At 69.2% G+C, this 15,970-nt stretch carries 21 protein-coding genes; 3 read left to right on the top strand and 18 right to left on the bottom strand.

Annotated elements, in window-relative coordinates:
* Positions 1–50: 50 nt before the first annotated feature.
* From AC57B8_RS05915 to AC57B8_RS05890, 6 genes are all read right to left on the bottom strand, one after another.
* A complete protein-coding gene (locus AC57B8_RS05915) occupies positions 51–458 on the bottom strand; it encodes a hypothetical protein (RefSeq protein WP_496478952.1) in 408 nt (135 codons plus the stop codon).
* A 40-nt stretch (positions 459–498) separates the two neighbouring features.
* Positions 499–774, bottom strand: a complete 276-nt coding sequence (locus AC57B8_RS05910; RefSeq protein WP_070062497.1) for a hypothetical protein — start codon at positions 772–774, stop codon at positions 499–501.
* The gene (locus AC57B8_RS05905; RefSeq protein WP_496478951.1) at positions 771–1,778 is read right to left on the bottom strand and encodes a glycerophosphodiester phosphodiesterase; all 1,008 of its coding nucleotides are present in this window, start codon (positions 1,776–1,778) and stop codon (positions 771–773) included. Before AC57B8_RS05905 ends, AC57B8_RS05910 begins: the two co-directional genes overlap by 4 nt.
* Complete coding sequence (locus tag AC57B8_RS05900) at positions 1,775–2,356, bottom strand: YceB family lipoprotein (protein WP_062475964.1); 582 nt, start codon at positions 2,354–2,356, stop codon at positions 1,775–1,777. The genes AC57B8_RS05905 and AC57B8_RS05900 overlap by 4 nt, the downstream gene beginning before the upstream one ends.
* A 72-nt stretch (positions 2,357–2,428) precedes the next feature.
* Positions 2,429–2,917 carry a GNAT family N-acetyltransferase gene (locus AC57B8_RS05895; protein WP_496478950.1) on the bottom strand — a complete coding sequence of 163 codons (489 nt, stop codon included), beginning with the start codon at positions 2,915–2,917 and terminating at the stop codon, positions 2,429–2,431.
* Positions 2,918–2,928: 11 nt separating this feature from the next.
* On the bottom strand, positions 2,929–3,435 hold the full coding sequence (locus tag AC57B8_RS05890) for a P-loop nucleotide/nucleoside kinase family protein (RefSeq protein ID WP_496478949.1): 507 nt from the start codon (positions 3,433–3,435) through the stop codon (positions 2,929–2,931).
* Positions 3,436–3,960: 525 nt separating this feature from the next.
* Here AC57B8_RS05890 and idi point away from each other — a divergent pair.
* Positions 3,961–4,506: an isopentenyl-diphosphate Delta-isomerase gene (gene idi / locus AC57B8_RS05885; RefSeq protein ID WP_496478948.1), complete on the top strand. Its 546-nt coding sequence runs from the start codon at positions 3,961–3,963 to the stop codon at positions 4,504–4,506.
* Between the two features lie 398 nt (positions 4,507–4,904).
* The gene (locus tag AC57B8_RS05880) at positions 4,905–5,225 is read left to right on the top strand and encodes a LysR family transcriptional regulator (RefSeq protein WP_159275929.1); all 321 of its coding nucleotides are present in this window, start codon (positions 4,905–4,907) and stop codon (positions 5,223–5,225) included.
* Between the two features lie 30 nt (positions 5,226–5,255).
* On the opposite strand, the gene AC57B8_RS05875 is transcribed toward AC57B8_RS05880, so the two are convergent.
* The 9 genes from AC57B8_RS05875 to AC57B8_RS05835 form a co-directional block, all read right to left on the bottom strand.
* Positions 5,256–6,038 (bottom strand): ATP-binding cassette domain-containing protein, encoded by a 783-nt coding sequence (locus AC57B8_RS05875; protein WP_492736627.1) that lies wholly within the window; start codon positions 6,036–6,038, stop codon positions 5,256–5,258.
* Complete coding sequence (locus AC57B8_RS05870) at positions 6,022–6,675, bottom strand: amino acid ABC transporter permease (RefSeq protein ID WP_354343738.1); 654 nt, start codon at positions 6,673–6,675, stop codon at positions 6,022–6,024. Before AC57B8_RS05870 ends, AC57B8_RS05875 begins: the two co-directional genes overlap by 17 nt.
* An 18-nt stretch (positions 6,676–6,693) precedes the next feature.
* A complete protein-coding gene (locus AC57B8_RS05865; protein ID WP_062475944.1) occupies positions 6,694–7,356 on the bottom strand; it encodes an amino acid ABC transporter permease in 663 nt (220 codons plus the stop codon).
* A 15-nt stretch (positions 7,357–7,371) separates the two neighbouring features.
* Complete coding sequence (locus AC57B8_RS05860; RefSeq protein WP_487848245.1) at positions 7,372–8,169, bottom strand: transporter substrate-binding domain-containing protein; 798 nt, start codon at positions 8,167–8,169, stop codon at positions 7,372–7,374.
* Positions 8,166–8,924: a GntR family transcriptional regulator gene (locus AC57B8_RS05855; protein WP_496478947.1), complete on the bottom strand. Its 759-nt coding sequence runs from the start codon at positions 8,922–8,924 to the stop codon at positions 8,166–8,168. The genes AC57B8_RS05860 and AC57B8_RS05855 overlap by 4 nt, the downstream gene beginning before the upstream one ends.
* A gap of 88 nt (positions 8,925–9,012) precedes the next feature.
* Positions 9,013–10,350 carry an MFS transporter gene (locus AC57B8_RS05850; RefSeq protein WP_496478946.1) on the bottom strand — a complete coding sequence of 446 codons (1,338 nt, stop codon included), beginning with the start codon at positions 10,348–10,350 and terminating at the stop codon, positions 9,013–9,015.
* A 40-nt stretch (positions 10,351–10,390) separates the two neighbouring features.
* Positions 10,391–11,464, bottom strand: a complete 1,074-nt coding sequence (locus tag AC57B8_RS05845) for an MBL fold metallo-hydrolase (RefSeq protein ID WP_496478945.1) — start codon at positions 11,462–11,464, stop codon at positions 10,391–10,393.
* 44 nt (positions 11,465–11,508) lie between these two features.
* Complete coding sequence (locus AC57B8_RS05840) at positions 11,509–12,282, bottom strand: SDR family NAD(P)-dependent oxidoreductase (RefSeq protein WP_496478944.1); 774 nt, start codon at positions 12,280–12,282, stop codon at positions 11,509–11,511.
* A complete protein-coding gene (locus AC57B8_RS05835) occupies positions 12,279–12,779 on the bottom strand; it encodes an ester cyclase (protein ID WP_223301409.1) in 501 nt (166 codons plus the stop codon). The genes AC57B8_RS05840 and AC57B8_RS05835 overlap by 4 nt, the downstream gene beginning before the upstream one ends.
* A gap of 142 nt (positions 12,780–12,921) precedes the next feature.
* Between AC57B8_RS05835 and AC57B8_RS05830 the strand changes: the two genes are divergently transcribed.
* Positions 12,922–13,650 (top strand): Crp/Fnr family transcriptional regulator, encoded by a 729-nt coding sequence (locus AC57B8_RS05830; protein WP_307696097.1) that lies wholly within the window; start codon positions 12,922–12,924, stop codon positions 13,648–13,650.
* A gap of 13 nt (positions 13,651–13,663) precedes the next feature.
* On the opposite strand, the gene AC57B8_RS05825 is transcribed toward AC57B8_RS05830, so the two are convergent.
* From AC57B8_RS05825 to AC57B8_RS05815, 3 genes are all read right to left on the bottom strand, one after another.
* Positions 13,664–14,650 (bottom strand): Bug family tripartite tricarboxylate transporter substrate binding protein, encoded by a 987-nt coding sequence (locus tag AC57B8_RS05825; protein ID WP_496478943.1) that lies wholly within the window; start codon positions 14,648–14,650, stop codon positions 13,664–13,666.
* Positions 14,651–14,692: 42 nt separating this feature from the next.
* Positions 14,693–15,133 (bottom strand): OsmC family protein, encoded by a 441-nt coding sequence (locus tag AC57B8_RS05820; RefSeq protein ID WP_062475918.1) that lies wholly within the window; start codon positions 15,131–15,133, stop codon positions 14,693–14,695.
* Between the two features lie 109 nt (positions 15,134–15,242).
* Complete coding sequence (locus tag AC57B8_RS05815; RefSeq protein ID WP_496478942.1) at positions 15,243–15,797, bottom strand: CHRD domain-containing protein; 555 nt, start codon at positions 15,795–15,797, stop codon at positions 15,243–15,245.
* Between the last annotated feature and the right edge of the window lie 173 nt (positions 15,798–15,970).

Here is a 15,970-nt window from a genome sequence, read left to right as displayed (position 1 = left end):
ACGCTGCGAGCCGGGAAGGGCTCACTGCGGACGGACTACGGGCAGGAAGATCAGGAAATGGGCGGCTTGAAGCCCAGGACGGGCTCGGCGCTGGCAAAGCGGGCCGCGTGCGCGGCCGGCGGCGCCTGGGGCGCCGCATGCGGGGTGTCGACCAGCGGCATGCCGCCGAGCGCCACCGTGTGGCAGACCTGGCAGGCGACACAGGTGCCGCAGTTCGCGTGGTCGGTGCCGTGGGACTGCTGCGAATCGCTGCTGTTGTCGTGCATGGCCGCCATGTCGTGGCCGCTGTCAGCCTCTGCCGCTTCGTGGCAATGCGACTCGGCGATGCCTGCTGCGGCGGCCACCACCGCTTCGGCGGCGGGCAGCGAATGCCGCACCATCTCGAGCGCCATGGCGTCGCCGAGCCAGCCGCGGATGGGCAGCAGGGCGATCATGAGGGCGAGCAGCAGGGTGCGCATGGGTGGGCGCGATGATAAACCGGGGCGGGGCGTCAGCGCCTCAAGACACCAGCTGGCCGCGGGCCTTGTCGACCCACACCTGCAGGTTGTCGAGCAGGTCTTTCTGGCTGAACGAGCAGCTTTCCTCGCTGAAGAGCGCGCTCGATTCGAGGCGGTCCAGCAGGTTCAGCAGCACTTCGCCGTAGCGCGGCGGCAGGGCGCCGAGCAGCTCGGTGCTGGCGCGCGCGGCCGTGGACAGCGTGGCGACCGAGCCGCCACCGCCTTGCAGCGCGGCGATGCCCGAGGCGATGGTGTCGAGTTGCGTCACGGTGCTCATGAGGTGGCCTTCGCTGGTGGTGGCAGTGCCAGCCCGCGTTCGCGCATCAGGTCGCGCAGCACGTCGGGGTAGTCGGTGATCAGGCCATCGGCGCCCGCGTCCATGAGCCGCACCATGTCGGCGCGCTGGTTCACGGTCCAGGGCACGACCTTCATGCCGAGCTTCTGCGCTTCGCGGATCGCGGGGGCGCCCAGGTCGGCGTGCGCCGGCGACCAGATCAGCGGCCCGGTCGATGCACCGGCCGCGGCCTTCACCAGCTGCGGCACCGAGGCGAAGCCGGCGGCGCCAAGGCCGGCGGTCCAGCGGCTGTCCTTCAGCGTGCGGGGCGTGGTGAGGTAGGCGCGCGACAGCTGCGGCGCGAGCTGGCCGACCAGCGCGAGCGTGCGCCAGTCGAAGCTCTGGATGGTCACGCGGTCGGCCATCTTCGCCTTGTCGATCTCGGCCAGCAGCGCGCGCACCATGGGCTCGGGCGCGGCGGTCTCGTCGGGCTTGGTCGGGTCGATCTTGGTCTCGATGTTGAAGTGCACCCGCGCGGCATCGGCACCGCGCGCCTGCACCTGCGCGAACAGCGCGGCCAGCGTGGGAATGCGCTCGCCGTCGCGCGGTTGTTGCAGCGCGAACTGCTTGCCGTAATTGCTCTCGGGGTTGAGGCGGCCCACGTCGTAGGTCTGCAGCTGCGCCAGCGTGAGCGAGCGCACCGACGGGGCGGGCTTGGCCGTGAGCCAGGCGCCGCGCGCGTCGCGCGTGTGGTCGGCGTTGAGCGCCGTGTCGTGCGACACCACCACCACGCCGTCGGCCGTGAGCCCGATGTCGAGTTCGAGCGTGGTCACGCCCAGCGCCATCGCGTTGGAGAACGCGGTCAGCGTGTTCTCGGGCGCCAGGCCGCGTCCGCCGCGGTGGGCCTGCAGGTCGAAGTGCTGTTTCGCCTTCGGGGCGATGGCGGCGCAGCCGGCGCCGACGAGCGCAGCGGCGATCAGGACAAGAAGGGCGGCACGTTGTTTCATTTGAGTTGCACTTTGATGCCGTTGTCTTGCACCGTGATGTCGCCCACCTCGTAGGTCTTGCGCCCGACCGTGAGCTCGTCGGCCGTGAAGCTGCGCAGGATCTGGCCCTGCAGCAGTTCCTGCGCGACCACCGCGCCGACCTTCTGCAGGCGCTCGGCGTCGCGGCCTTCCACGCCCTGCAGCTCGAGGCGCTCGGCCTTGGGCTGATCGAGCCGCAGCGCGCGTGCCGCCGCGTCGTAGCGCAGCGCGCTGCTCACCGACACCACCCCCTGCACCGGCGAGGCCGCCAGCAGCGGGCTGGCGATGGTCAGCGTGGCCGTGATGGCGGCGCGGTTGGCGCGCCCGTCCAGGCCCAGTTGCGGGTCGCGCAGCCCGACCATGAAGATCTCGGCATAGCGCTCGGCCACCGGAAAGCGCTTGGCGATCTGCGACTGCAGCTCCTCGCGCGTGGCGGTGTATTCGTTGGTGAAGAAGTTGAAGCCGGCCAGCGCCGCGAACGGCGCGGGCAGGGCGGCGGCGCCCAGCAGCGCGCGCAGCACCCGACGGCGGAAATGAGAGGGCGGGATTCGGTCGGTCATGGAGCTTGCGAGCTTGCCACAGGCCACGATGTTCCCGCCAGCGCCCAAGGGGCGCGTCGGCGTGTCGGACGGTCAGCCGTCGACGCGCAGTTCGTAGCGCGCAAACGTCCCGCCGCGCAGGTCGATGCAGCTGTGCAGCGCGAAGCCGAAGTCTTCGTACAGCGTGCGCAGCGCGGCGCGGTCGGCCACGCAGTCCAGCCGCAGCCAGGGGCGCCCGAGCGCGCGGGTGTGGTCGCGCGCATGGCCCAGCAGCGCGCGCGACACGCCCCGGCCCGCCCAGGCGCGGCGCACGGCCAGCTTGTGGACGAACAGCGCGCTGCCGGGCGCGATCTCGGGCCAGAACGACGGGTCTTCCAGATCGAGGCGCATCACGCCGGCCCAGCCGCCGTTCTCCTTGGCCACCACGTAGCGGCCGGCGTCGGTGTCGCGCTGGATGCGTTCGAGGCCGGTGTCGGCGGCGCTCCAGAGCGGGCGTCCGCCCTCGGCGAGCCATTGCGCGGCTTCGGTCAACACGGCCGCGACGGCGGGCGCTTCGGTGGAAAGGGCGGGTTCGATGTGCATCGGCGCGCAGCTTACCGATCGTGGCGGATCACGTGGAAGCCTTCCTCGGCCGTGGGCGGCACGAAGTGGCGGGTGATCAGGTCGAACTGCGCGTCGGAGGTCTCGAAAGGGTGCTCGCCCGACGCGTTGCGCGCCCGCAGCCGCGCCTTGCAGACCGCGTTCGGCACGTCGAGAAAGTGCAGCTGATGTGCCGCGCCGGCCTGCTCGAAGAGGCCGCGCGCCCAGGCGCGGGTGCTCACGGTGTTGGCCGGAAAGTCGAGCACCACCGACACGCCGGCGCCCAGCAGTGCGCAGATGTGCTCGCCCATCGCCTGCTTGAGCCGGCCGGCGGCGCGCACGTAGTCGGGCAGCGCGTGGATCTCGCCGGGGTAGAGCGCGGCGAGCCAGGTGTCCTCGCTGATGCACACGGTGGCGGGCGCCTGCGCCAGGCGCCGGGTCAGCGTGGATTTTCCGGCGCCGATCTTGCCGCAGACCATGTGCAGCACGGGCGGGGGAGATGTGGGGGGTGTCGGTGTCATTCGGTCTCCTGCGGGTGGGGGAACAAACCTCGGGAGACGGACAAGAAAAACCCGCCTCCTGGGGCGGGTTGCATGGCGTGGTTTCGAACCGTGCGCTAGCTCACCCGCTCTCGCGAGAGCGGGCGAATGATCGATGCGGTGCGAAGGCGGGCCATGGAGGGCGAGGTTAACCCGGCCCGGGGCGCGCGGGAACGCGGCGGCGATCACGCGTTGCCGATGGCGCGCCTTTGACCAGGCAACGGGGGCGAACCAGGAACCACGGTTCGAAATGCGCAAGAAATACCTGTGGGGCGATTTTGGCTCATTTGTGAATCGGATTCGATATTTTTGTTATCTATGTAATTATTTGTGTTTATTCCATTTTTTATATTCTTCTTCGATGTAATAAGTTCGAACTAATTTGAATTTCTTATTGCGGTCTGGCAAAAAATACGTGCTAAAGAAGCGAGCCGGTTTTTTTGAAGCCGCCAGGCCACGGAAATCGCAGGGCCGCGAGGCTCCGGGCCCTCACTTCTGGAGCAGCTCATGGACGAATTCCTCATCGCCGTCGACGCCGAAGACCGGCCGCTGCACGCGGTCGAAAAGATGAGTGCCCACCGCGAGGGCATCCTGCACCGGGCGTTCTCGATCTTCCTGTTCGACACGCAAGGCCGGGTGCTGCTGCAGCAGCGCGCGCTGGGCAAGTACCACTCGCCCGGCCTGTGGAGCAACAGCTGCTGCGGGCATCCCCGCCCCGGCGAGGACACCGGCGCGGCCGCCCTGCGGCGGCTGCAGGAAGAGCTGGGCCTGCGGTGTGCGCTGCAGCCGGTGACGGCCTTTCTCTACCGGGAGGCGGTGTCCGCGGAGCTGGTCGAGCACGAGTACGACCACGTGTTCGTCGGCATCGCGCACGACCTGCCGCAACCCGACCCCGGCGAGGTGCGCGAGTGGCGGTGGCTGGCCTTGCCCGAGTTGCACCGCGAACTGGCGCGGGCCCCGGCGCACTTCACCATCTGGCTGCACCGCATCGCCGAGCGCTTCGGGCCGGAAGGCCTGGGGGCCTGGCGGGAGCGCGCATTGACGGCGCATTGACGCGCGGCCCCGGCCAGGCCCGCAAGGCCCACCGATTCCCGTGGCTTTCGGTCGAATTGCACCTACCACCAAAGTTCTATATCAAAAAAATTCTCTTTAACAGGAACTGTGATTGCACTAAATTCTCAATTCACTCCCGGCGATGCCTTACAAGCCTGGGAGTCGGTTAATTCAAGGATTTGATGAGAAGGAATCACCTCTGTTGAATTGGATTGGATCCGTGGTTTGCGTCCGTAGTCATGGGAATTCACGCAATTAGAATTCCCCGTTGCGTGGCCTTCTCGCCATTCGATGCGATTGAATTGCTTTGAAAGAAGGCAGACATGAAGCAGAAGAGCGAACAGGCCGCGGTGTACCCCTGCACGTCCACGACAGCCCCCGGCTGAAAGGTGGCTGCGGTGTTGCGCATCACCTTCCGGCAACTGGAGGCCTTTCACTGGGCCGCGACATTGGGCTCCGTCAACGCGGCGGCCCGCCACCTCTTTGTCAGCCAGCCGGCCATCACGGCCCGCGTGAGGGAGCTCGAAGGCATCCTCGGGCACGCGCTGTTCGCGCGCAGCCAGCAGGGCGTGCAGCTGACCGCGGCCGGCGACGAACTCTTCCAGCAGGTGCAGCAGCTGCTGAAGGCGGGCGAAGAGGTCGAGCGGCGCGGCGGGCGGCTGGTGCCACCGCTGGCCGCGGGGCTGCGGCTGGGCATCGACGAATCGCAGCACCTGTAGCTGCGGCTGTTGTTGCCGCCGCGCGCGCGGTCAGTCGTGCAGCGACGACAGGAACTGCTTCAGCTCCGGCGTCTGCGGCGCGCCGAACAGTTCCGCCGGCGGCCCCATCTCGTGCACGCGGCCCTGGTGCATGAAGATCACGCGGTCGCTGACCTTGCGCGCAAAGCTCATCTCGTGCGTGACCATCAACAGCGTCATGCCTTCGTCGGCCAGTGACTCCACCACGCGCAGCACCTCGCCCACCAGCTCGGGGTCGAGCGCCGAGGTGATCTCGTCGCACAGCAGCACCGCCGGTTCCATCGCGAGCGCGCGGGCAATGGCCACGCGCTGCTGCTGGCCGCCCGACAGCTGCTCGGGCATCGCATCGAACTTCTCGGCCAGGCCCACGCGCTCGAGCAGCTTGCGCGCCTGCGAAGCGGCTTCCATCGACGAACGCTTCTTCACCAGCGTGGGCGCGAGCATCACGTTCTTGCCGACCGTGAGGTGCGGGAACAGGTTGAAGCCCTGGAAGATCATGCCCACGCGCTGGCGCAGCGTGCGCATGGCCATCGCGCTCTCATGCAGGAGCGGCTTGCCGTCGACCGTGAGCGCACCTTCCTGGAACACCTCGAGCCCGTTGATGCAGCGCAGCAGCGTGCTCTTGCCCGAGCCGCTCTTGCCGATGATGGCGATCACCTCGCCGCGCTTCACGTCCAGGTCGATGCCCTTGAGCACCTCGTTCGTGCCGTAGGACTTGCGCAGCGCCGTGATGCGCACGATGGGCGCCGCGAACGGTGCGGCTTCGGGTTGGGTTTGTTCAAGCACGGCGGCCATGGGTCTTCCTCTCGAGGGTCTTGGCGTACAGGCTCACGGGGAAGCACAGCACGAAGTAAAGCAGGGCCACGCAGCTGAACACCACGAAGGGCTGGAAGGTGGCGTTCGAAATCATGCTGCCGGCCTTGGTGAGTTCGACAAAGCCGATCACCGACGCCAGCGCCGTGCCCTTGATCACTTGCACCAGGAAACCGACCGTGGGTGCGATGGCGATCTTCACGGCCTGCGGCAGGATGACGTGGCGCATCTGCTCGCCGAAGCTCAGCGCCAGGCTGCCCGAGGCCTCCCACTGGCCCTTGGGGATCGAGGCCACGCAGCCGCGCCAGATCTCGGTGAGAAAGGCGCTGGTGTACAGCGTGAGCGCCACGCTCGCGGCGGTCCACGCCGACACGTCGATGCCGAACAGCGCGATGCCGAAGTAGGCGAGAAACAGCTGCATCAGCAGCGGCGTGCCCTGGAACAGCTGCACGTACAGGCCCACGGCCCGCTGCGCCGCCTTGCCGCCGCGCAGCCGCGCGAACAGCAGCAGCGCCCCCACGAGCCCGCCGCCGACGAAGGCGATGAGCGAGAGCACGACGGTCCAACGCAGCGCCATCAACAGGTTGCGCAGGATGTCCCACAGAGAAAAATCGACCATGGTGCAAGGGCCTCGCGTTCAGCGGCCGAAGAAGAAGCGCGGCCCGGCCCACTGGAGCAGGCGGCGCAGCGCCACGGCCAGCGCCAGGTAGATGAGCGTGGCGACGATGAAGGATTCGAAGGCGCGGAAGTTGCGGCTCTGGATCAGGTTGGCCGCATAGCTCAGCTCCTCGGTCGAGATCTGCCCGCACACCGCCGAGCCCAGCATCACGATGACGATCTGGCTCACCATCGCGGGCCACACCTTCTTGAGCGCCGGCGGCAGCACCACGCGCAGGAACACCTGCGCCTTGCTGAGCGCCAGGCTCACAGCGGCTTCGATCTGACCCTTGGGCGTGGCCTCGATGCCGGCGCGGATGATCTCGGTGGAGTACGCGCCCAGGTTCATCACCATCGCGATCACCGACGCCACCTCGGGCGAGAGCTTCACGCCCGCGGCCGGCAGTCCGAAGAAGATGAAGAACAGCTGCACGATGAAGGGCGTGTTGCGGATCAGCTCCACGTACGCGCCCACGAGCGCGCGCAGCCACGCCGGCCCGCCCGAGCGGGCCCACGCGCACAGCGTGCCCACGGCCAGCCCGAGCACGGTGCCCACGGCCGTGAGGCCCAGCGTCCATGCCACGCCGCGCAGCAGCAGCGGCCATTCGGCGAGCACCGCGCCGAAGTCGAATTCAATGCCCATGGCCGCGCCCTTCGCTCAGACCGGCAGGTCGCCGGCGGCCTTGCCGAGCCACTTCTTGGACATCGCGTCGAGCGTGCCGTCCTTCTTGGCGGCGGCAATGATCTCGTTGACCCGGGTCTTCAATGCGGTCTCGCCCTTGGCGATGCCGATGAAGCAGGGGCTGTCTTTCAGCAGCAGCTTGTACTCGGCGCTCACCTTCGGGTTCTTCGCGAGCATGTCGCCGGCCACCGCCGCGCTGGTGGCGAGGGTCTGCGTCTGGCCGGCCACGAAGGCGGCGATCGTCGCGTTGTTGTCCTCGAAGCGGCGGTAGTCGACGTTCGGCGGCGCCACCTTGTTCAGTTCCTGGTCTTCCATGGCGCCGCGCGTCACGGCGACGGTCTTGCCGGCCATGTCGGCGAAGCTGGTGAGCTTCATGCTCTTGGCCGCATACACGGCCTGGAAGAAGGGCGCGTAGGCCGCGCTGAAGTCGATCACCTTCTCGCGCTCGACGTTCTTGCCGAGCGTGGAGATCACGAGGTCGGCCTTGCGCGTCTGCAGGTAGGGGATGCGGTTGGCGCTGGTCACCGGCACCAGCTCGACCTTCACGCCGAGCTTGGCGGCGACGAGCTGCGCCATCTCGACGTCCAGGCCCTGCGGCTGCATGTTGCGGTCGACCGAGCCGTACGGCGGGTAGTCGGTGGGCACGGCGATCTTGATGGTCTTGGCCTTGAGCACGTTGTCGAGTGCGTTCTGCGCCTGGGCGGCGCCGGTGGCGGCCAGCAGGGCGACGCTGGCCAGCGCGAGAGCGAGGCGACGGGATGCGGGGAAGGTCATAGCAGGGCTCCTAGGTAGGTCGATGAATCGGTGGTGGCGTCGTCGGCGGGCGCGGCCTTGCGGCGGCGCTTCGATGTGGGGGTGTTGTTCAGCGGTGCCAGCGCATCGCGCAGCTGCGCGAGCGGGTCGGCGGGCGCCTGCACGCGCAGCGCCGACTGCACCGTGCCGATGTGTTCGGCCATCAGCGCCTCGGCGGCGGCGTGGTCGCCGCGCTCCAGCGCCGCGACGATCCGCACGTGGTCTTCGCACGACTGCACCGCGTCGTGCGTGCTCTGGTAGAGCATGGCGATCAGCGTGGTGCGCGCGGTGAAGTCGCGCAACGTGTCGGCCAGCAGCGTGTTGCCCAGGCACTCGGCCAGGCACACATGGAAGTCGCCCAACAGGAAGCTGCGGTGGCCGACGTCGCGCTCTTTCAGTGCGGCCTTTTCACGCTGCAGGTGCGCCTTCAGCTGGCGCAGGGCGGCCTTGTCGATCTTGTCGGTACTGCGGATGAGCCCGAGCTCGATCACGCGCCGCGCCTCGAAGGCCTCGCGCGCCTCGTCCTGCGAGGGCTCGATGACGAACCAGCCGCGCCGCGCGCTCACCGTGACGATGCCGCGCGCGGCCAGCCGCGTGAGCGCCTCGCGCACGATGGTGCGGCTGCAGTCGAACAGCATCGCCAGCGGCTGCTCGCCCAGGCGCGCGCCGGGCGCGAGCTTCTGCGCCATCACCGCTTCGACGATGCGTGCACTGATTTCGGATGCGGAGATGGCCATAGGCCTGCATATCAGCAGCTTCCGTGCCAACTGGTATGCAAGCCGTGTGCACCGAAATGGGCCGGCCGCGGTGCGCCGGCGGTGCGCGCTAGCGCTGGCCGAGCGCGCTGCGGGGCAGGGCCAGCAGCATGAGCAGCGCCGACAGCACCAGCGCGCCGCTCAGCACATACAGGCTGGCCGTGAAGCCGCCCGTGAGCGTCTTGAGCGCGCCCACCATCATCGGCGCCACCAGCCCCGCGCTGCCGCCGATGGTGCTGATGAGCGCAATGCCCGCCGCCGCCGCGCTCTTCGACATGAAGCTGCCGGGAATCGCCCACAGCACGGTGAAGGCGCTCGAGATGCCCATCGACGCCAGTGCCAGGCACAGCACGGCGGCGACGGGGCTGTGCATGAAGAGCGTGGTCAGCGCCAGGCCAGCCGCGCCCGCGAGGGCGCCCAGCGCGAAGTGCCAGCGGCGCTCCTGGTGCCGGTCGGAGTGGCGCCCCACGACGATGTTGGCCGCGATGCCGGCCACGGCGGGAATCACCGAATAGAAGCCGATCTGCAGCACGCTGAGCCCCATCGACTTCAGGATCGTCGGTTGCCAGAACGACAGCGCGTAGATGCCCAGGATGATCAGGAAGGACATGAAGCCGATCAGCCACACGCGCCCGTCGCGCATCGCCGCGCCGAAGGTGTGGCGCCCGGCGCCGCCGTGCGCGGCCTGGTCCTCGGCCAGCAGGTGGGCCACGCGCTGCTTCTCGGCCGCTGAAAGCCACGGCGCCTGCGCCGGGCTGTTCGACAGCGTGCGAAAGGCGATGACGCCCAGCAGCACGCTCGGCAGCCCTTCGAGCAGGAACAGCCACTGCCAGCCGCGCAGCGCCAGCACGCCATCGAGGTAGGTCATCGTGAGCCCGGCGATCGGCCCCGCGACGATGGGCGCCGCGCCGAAGGCCATGAAGAACAGCGCGGTGGCCTGCGCGCGGCGGCGCGAGGGGAACCACAGCGTCAGGTAGAACAGCACGCCCGGCGCGAAGCCGGCCTCGAACACGCCGATGAGAAAGCGCAGCACATAGAACTGCGTGGGCGTGGTGGCGAACATCATCGCCGCCGAGGCCAGGCCCCACAGGCCCATGATGCGCAGCAGCGTGGCGCGCACGCCGATCTTCGCGAGCATCAGGTTGCTCGGGATCTCGAACACCGCGTAGCCCAGAAAGAAGATGCCCGCGCCCAGGCCGAACACCGCGTCGCTGAAGCCCAGCTGGTCTTTCATCTGCAGCTGTGCGTAGCCGACGTTGGTGCGGTCCAGGTAGTTCAGCACGTAGCAGGCGCACAGCAGCGGCATCAGGCGCCAGGTGATCTTGCGAAAGAGCGCGGCGTCGTCGCGCGCATCGGCCGAGGCCGGCGTGCGCACGCCGGCGGCGGCGTCGAGGGTGGCGGTGTTCATCGGTGTGTCTCCTTCTCTTTTTTGTGCGCGTGTTGGCAGGTCAGGCCTGCACGAGCGCGCCGAAGCTGGTTTCGCCCCACAGGTGGCTCGTGGGCGCGCCGGGAAACAGCCAGTGCGGCGAGCACTCGGCCGACGGCACGACGTTGCTGAAGCCATGCAGCGCCGAGGTGCCCGCGAGCGTCTTCTCGAGCACCATCGACAGGTACTGGTCGTTGCTGCTCTCCTGCGTGTTGCCGTTGAGGATCACCTCGGCGCCCGTGGCCTGCGCATAGCGGCGGATGCCGTTGTGGCGCGACTGCAGCGGCGCCCAGCTGTCGGCCGACACGCCGTTCTCGCTGCTCACGCGCAGGCCGTCGCCCGTGCGGTACACCAGCGAGTGGTTGCCTTCGGTGTGCCCCGGCGTGTGCACCAGCGCGACGCCGGGGCCGAGCTGCAGGCTGCCGTCGAAGGCGACGATGCGTTCGGGCGGCACACCGTCCAGGCCGTGCGGGCAGTACCACTCGGCCTGCACCGGCAGCAGGCCCTGCACGTTCGCGAGTTCCTGGCGATGCACCAGCAGCTTCGCGTTCGGCAGCAGGCCCGGCGCACCCGCGTTGCCGAGCCAGCGGCGCACGTCCTGCGTGTGCAGGTGGTCGTAGGTGATGTGGTCGATCTGCTCCGGCGAGATGCCGCAGCTGGCGAGCGCCTGCAGCACGGTCTGGTAGACCGGCGCGATGGCCTTGTGCAGGAACTTCGGCGTCTGGTCGCTCAGGCGCTTGAAGTAGGGCGTTTCGTTGCCGGCCTCGAAGTCGGCCGGCGTGAAGAGCAGCGTGCGCAGCCGGCCTTCGAAGTCGTCGTACTGGACGAGCACGGTGCGCGCCAGCAGATGCACCATGTGCGGCTTGAGCAGCTGCTGCGAGTACACGCCGGTGAAGGCGAACCACGCGGGGTACGGAATGCGCAGCAGGTTGAAGCTGCGCGCGAAGTGCACGGGCGGCGCGTCGAGCAGCCGCTCGCGCAGGGCTTCGGCGCCGCGGCGGATGGCGCGCAGGCGGTCTTGCGGCATGGCGGCGTGGCGCGTGCCGTCGAGCTCGGTGATCTGCGCGAAGCCGGTGGGGTCGGGGTCTCGGGTCATGGTCGTCTCCTGTGTCTGGATGCGTGGGCTTGCGGGTTCGTCGCTCAGTACATCGAGCGCCCTCCGGAGATATCGAACACCGCCCCGGTGCTGAACGAGCACTCGTCCGACGCCAGCCACGCGGCCATCGCCGCCACCTCGTCGACGTCGACAAAGCGCCCCATCGGCACGCGCGAGAGCAGGGCGGTGCGCAGCTGTTCGCGATGCTCGGCGGGCACACCTGCGAAGACGGCCGTGTCGGCCGCCGAGGGCGTGATGCAGTTCACCAGCACGCCCGACGAGGCCAGCTCCTTGCCGAGCGACTTGGTCAGTGCGATGAGCCCGGCCTTCGAGGCCGAGTAGGCGGCGTTGAAGCCGTTGCCTTCCTTGCCCGCGACCGAGGCGATGTTGACGATGCGCCCGCGCCGCTGCGCCAGCATCAGCGGTGCGATGGCGCGGCAGCACAGCCAGGCGCCCGTGAGGTTGATGTCGAGCACGTGGCGCCATTGCGCGGGCGTGTGCTCCCACGCGGGCACCGTCGGCCCGAGCACGCCCGCGTTGTTGACGAGGACGTCGACGCGGCCGAAGCGCTCCTGCGACTGCGCTGCCGCGTGGGCGATCTGGTCTTCGTCGCGCACGTCGACCAACGATGTGACCACGGTGCCCAGCGGCGCCAGTTGCGCCGCCGCCTCCGCCAGCGTCGCGGCCTCGACGTCCCACAGCGCGACGCTCGCGCCGTTCGCGAGGCAGCGCCGCGCGATGGCCAGGCCGATGCCGCGCGCGCCGCCGGTCACGATCGCATGGCGCCCTTCGAGCGCCCGGGCGAGCGTGTCGGTCATGCCGTGGCGGCCTCGGCCCGCGGGGCGGTTTGGCCGAGCAGTCCGGCGACCAGCCCGCCCACCATCTCCGGGGGCACGCCCACGAGCAGCTGGCGCAGCATCGTCAGCGTGTCGAAGTACACGCGCTCGCACACCAGCCGGTCGCCCTCGAAGATGAAGAAGGCGTTCATGCGGCAGCGAAAGCTGTTGCCCGTCGGCGGCAGGCCTTTGAGCGGGCCGCGGTGCGTGCCGAGCAGCCAGAACTCCACGATCACCGAATCGTCGGCATGGCGCAGTTGGATGATCTCGTGGCGCTGGTCGGGGAAGGCGCGGCGCGTGTCGGTGTAGTACTGGCGCACGTCGGCGATGCCGTCGTGCACCTCGCCGCTGGGAATCAGCTCGTAGTGCGGGTGCGGGAAGGTGCCGAGCACCGCGTCGAAGTCCTGGCGGGTCTCGTCGGCGAAATGGTCGAGCACGAGGCGCTCGCGGCGGGCTTGCAGGTCGGTCAGTGTGGTCATTGGGGTGTGCTCCATGCGACAGGGGTGACAGGGGACATCGGGTTGCCGCGAATGCGTCGACCCGGGTGGCCTGCGTACTATCGACAGCCCCTCGACGCCAGACTGTCCGGTGTTGGCAATCGAGGCCCCGGACAAACCCGCGATGCCACGCTCTTCCCCTTCTTCCAGCGCCAGCCCCGCTGAGCCGGACGCGCAGCCTTCGCCCGTGCACAACAGCGACATGCGGCTGGCCGACGACGTGCAGCAGCGCCTGCTCGCGGTGGCCCACCGGCGCACGCTGGTGCGCGGCGAATCGCTGTTCCACAAGGGTTCGTCGCCCGACGCGCTGTTCGGCGTGGTCAGCGGCTCGTTGCGCGTGAGCGTGGTCGCGCCGGGCGGGCGCGAGGCGGTGATCGCGATGCTCGAGCCGGGCCACTGGTTCGGCGAGGTCTCGCTGCTGGTGGGGCGCGAGCGCGTCTACGACACCTGCGCCGTCGACACCACCGAGATGGCCGTGGTCGCGGCGGCCGACTTCCACCGGCTGGTGGCCGACCATCCCGACGTGCACATGGCCTTCACCCGGCTCGTGTGCCTGCGGCTGCGCCAGGCGCTGGCCTGGATCGACGACGTGATCCTGATGCCGCTGCCCGTGCGGCTGGCGCACCGGCTGCTCACGCTGGACGCGCGCGCGGTCGCGCCGACGGAGGAAGGGGGCGGCACGCTGCTGGGCGTGTCGCAGGAAGACCTGTCGTTCATGCTCGGCGTGTCGCGCCAGAGCGTGAACCGACAGTTGAAGCTGTGGGAGGAAGACGGCACGCTGCGCGTGCGCTACCGCAGCATCGAGTTGCTCGACCGCGCACAGCTGGAGCGGCACGCGGCCACGCCGCGCTGAGCGCGGCCGGGGTTCAGTCCATCCGCGCGCCCGAGGCCTTCACCGCCTTGTCCCAGCGCGGCGTTTCCGTCGAGAGGAAGCGTGCGAAGTCCTCGCTGCCCAGGTAGGCCGGGTCCGCGCCCTGGCTCACCATGCGCTCGCGCACCTCGGGGCTGGTCAGCACCTGCCTGAACGCATCGCTGAGCTTGGCGACCACGTCCTTGGGCGTGTCCTTCGGCGCCAGGAAACCGTAGAAGCCCACCACCTCGAAGCCCTTGACGCCGGACTCGATGACGGTCGGCACGTCGGGCAGCGCGGGGTTGCGCTCGCGGCTGGTCACGGCCAGCGCGCGCACCTTGCCCTGCTTGTGATAGTTGGCGGCCTGCGGAATCGATTCGGCCATGAACTGCACCTGCCCGCCCATCAGGTCGGTGAAGGCTGGCGCGCTGCCGCGGTAGGGGATGTGCACCATGAAGAGGCCGGTCGCGGTCTTGAACATCTCGGGCACGAGGTGGCTGATGCCGCCGTTGCCCGCCGAGCCGTAGTTGACCTGGCCCGGCCGCGCCTTGGCGTAGTCGATGAACTGCTTGAGGTTCTGCACCGGCAGCTTGGGCGTGACCAGCAGCGCGAGTGGCTGCATCGCGGTGCGCGCGATCGGCACGAAGTCGCGCTGCGTGTTGTAGGGCAGCTTGCTGTAGAGCGCGCCGTTGATCACCGCCACGCCGGTGTTGGCCAGCACCAGCGTGTAGCCGTCGGCCGGGCTCTTGGCGACGAAGTCGGCACCGACCGAGCCGCCCGCGCCGGGCTTGTAGTCGACGATCAGCGGCTGGCCGAGCACGGCCTGCAGCTTGTCGGTCAACAGGCGCGCGTGCTGGTCGAGCGGGCCGCCGGCCGGGAAGCCGATGACGACCTTGATCGGCTTGTCGGGGTAGGCGGCCAGGGCCGCCGTGGTGCCGAATGCGCCGAACGTGCCGAGGGCGAAAGAAAGGACCGCCGATGCGGTCCGGGTGGGCTTGCTCATGATCCGTCTCCTTTTTTGTGGAGACGATCATAAGCAGCGCGGTCAGCTCGCCAGCGTGGCCTTCAGCGTGATCTCGGGCACGCTCGCCAGCGCCTTCGACAGCGGGCAGCCGGCCTTCGCGGCGGCGGCGATTTCCTGGAACTTCGCCTCGTCGAGGTTGGGCACGGCCGCGTCCAGTTCGAGCTGGATGCGGTCGATCTTGAAGCCAGCGCCGTCCTTGGCCAGCCGCACGGCGGCCTTGGTGTCGATGCGCGTCGCGGTCAGGCCCGCCGCTTCCAGCGCGAAGGCGAAGGCCATCGTCAGGCAGGCCGCATGGGCTGCGCCGACGATTTCCTCGGGGTTGGTGCCGCGCCGGTCGTCTTCGAAGCGGCTGGCGAAGCCGTAGGGGTAGTCTTTCAGGGCGCCGGTCTCGGTGCTGACCAGGCCTTTGCCGGTCTTGCCGGCGCCTTCCCAGTGAACGCTTGCGTGCTTGTCTGCTGCCATGGACATTCCTTCAGTCAGGTGGAGGGTGGATCGGAGGGAGAACCGCAGGTATCGCTCCGAAATCCGCGCCTGTCTGTAGTCGCAGAGCGCATCGCATCGGGGGCCGACGTCAGCCGCCGTGCACGCCCCAGGTGCTGCGCTTGAGCTGGCCCCGGACCTCGCCGCCCGGCCAGGCCTGCGTCGACACGCTGACATACCAGAGGCCCGCCATCAGGTCGGCCATCTGGGCGGGCGTCAACCGGCTTGTGCCGGTCCGCTCGTAGCCGGCGCCGTCGTTGCGCGGCTCTCCCTCGCTGGGCAGCGGCAGCTGGATCGCCAGCGGGCCATTGCTGCCCGTGGCGGCGGGGCCGTAGAAGCCGACGACCGTCGCCGGCCCGCTCAGGCGTGCGGCGTTCACGCGCCATTCGAACACCCCGGTGGCCAGCGTCAGCGTGCCGGCCGCCGAGCCGCCGGCCTTGCCCTTGTGCGGCGGGACCACGTCCTCGGTCCCGAGCCAGCAGTCGGCCACGAACCATGTCGGTGGTTCCTTGGACGGCTGCTCCGTCGCCGGGGCCGACATGCCGAACCGGGGGACCCGCGAGCAGCCCGCCGCGGCCAGGGCGGCCAGTGCGGCACCGAAGAGGGCGATGCGTCGGCGCAAGGTGGGGCGGGCGGGATCGGGCATGGCAGGCAGGCACAGGTGAAGCGGAGCCCGCACGATAGCCGATGCGCTGTGCCTACCCGACGTACGAAGAATGGGCGTCGCCAAGGTGACGCCCCGGGGGCTTCCCCGATGGGAGCGGCGGCCGGTGCGGCTTAGGCTGGCGCATTGCGCCTTTGTCGCACCGCTTTCTTTCC

It is taken from the genome of Variovorax sp. BGA-UO-ETr-C22, assembly GCF_059567965.1.
This window is presented reverse-complemented; position numbering and strand designations above follow the sequence as displayed.

Excerpts from the sequence above, each read along its gene's own strand:
- AC57B8_RS05915 (WP_496478952.1), bottom strand. The coding sequence starts at position 458 with ATGCGCACCCTGCTGCTCGCCCTCATGATCGCCCTGCTGCCCATCCGC.
- AC57B8_RS05910 (WP_070062497.1), bottom strand. The coding sequence starts at position 774 with ATGAGCACCGTGACGCAACTCGACACCATCGCCTCGGGCATCGCCGCG.
- AC57B8_RS05905 (WP_496478951.1), bottom strand. The coding sequence starts at position 1,778 with ATGAAACAACGTGCCGCCCTTCTTGTCCTGATCGCCGCTGCGCTCGTC.
- AC57B8_RS05900 (WP_062475964.1), bottom strand. The coding sequence starts at position 2,356 with ATGACCGACCGAATCCCGCCCTCTCATTTCCGCCGTCGGGTGCTGCGC.
- AC57B8_RS05895 (WP_496478950.1), bottom strand. The coding sequence starts at position 2,917 with ATGCACATCGAACCCGCCCTTTCCACCGAAGCGCCCGCCGTCGCGGCC.
- AC57B8_RS05890 (WP_496478949.1), bottom strand. The coding sequence starts at position 3,435 with ATGACACCGACACCCCCCACATCTCCCCCGCCCGTGCTGCACATGGTC.
- idi (WP_496478948.1), top strand. The coding sequence starts at position 3,961 with ATGGACGAATTCCTCATCGCCGTCGACGCCGAAGACCGGCCGCTGCAC.
- AC57B8_RS05875 (WP_492736627.1), bottom strand. The coding sequence starts at position 6,038 with ATGGCCGCCGTGCTTGAACAAACCCAACCCGAAGCCGCACCGTTCGCG.
- AC57B8_RS05870 (WP_354343738.1), bottom strand. The coding sequence starts at position 6,675 with ATGGTCGATTTTTCTCTGTGGGACATCCTGCGCAACCTGTTGATGGCG.
- AC57B8_RS05865 (WP_062475944.1), bottom strand. The coding sequence starts at position 7,356 with ATGGGCATTGAATTCGACTTCGGCGCGGTGCTCGCCGAATGGCCGCTG.
- AC57B8_RS05860 (WP_487848245.1), bottom strand. The coding sequence starts at position 8,169 with ATGACCTTCCCCGCATCCCGTCGCCTCGCTCTCGCGCTGGCCAGCGTC.
- AC57B8_RS05855 (WP_496478947.1), bottom strand. The coding sequence starts at position 8,924 with ATGGCCATCTCCGCATCCGAAATCAGTGCACGCATCGTCGAAGCGGTG.
- AC57B8_RS05850 (WP_496478946.1), bottom strand. The coding sequence starts at position 10,350 with ATGAACACCGCCACCCTCGACGCCGCCGCCGGCGTGCGCACGCCGGCC.
- AC57B8_RS05845 (WP_496478945.1), bottom strand. The coding sequence starts at position 11,464 with ATGACCCGAGACCCCGACCCCACCGGCTTCGCGCAGATCACCGAGCTC.
- AC57B8_RS05840 (WP_496478944.1), bottom strand. The coding sequence starts at position 12,282 with ATGACCGACACGCTCGCCCGGGCGCTCGAAGGGCGCCATGCGATCGTG.
- AC57B8_RS05835 (WP_223301409.1), bottom strand. The coding sequence starts at position 12,779 with ATGACCACACTGACCGACCTGCAAGCCCGCCGCGAGCGCCTCGTGCTC.
- AC57B8_RS05830 (WP_307696097.1), top strand. The coding sequence starts at position 12,922 with ATGCCACGCTCTTCCCCTTCTTCCAGCGCCAGCCCCGCTGAGCCGGAC.
- AC57B8_RS05825 (WP_496478943.1), bottom strand. The coding sequence starts at position 14,650 with ATGAGCAAGCCCACCCGGACCGCATCGGCGGTCCTTTCTTTCGCCCTC.
- AC57B8_RS05820 (WP_062475918.1), bottom strand. The coding sequence starts at position 15,133 with ATGGCAGCAGACAAGCACGCAAGCGTTCACTGGGAAGGCGCCGGCAAG.
- AC57B8_RS05815 (WP_496478942.1), bottom strand. The coding sequence starts at position 15,797 with ATGCCCGATCCCGCCCGCCCCACCTTGCGCCGACGCATCGCCCTCTTC.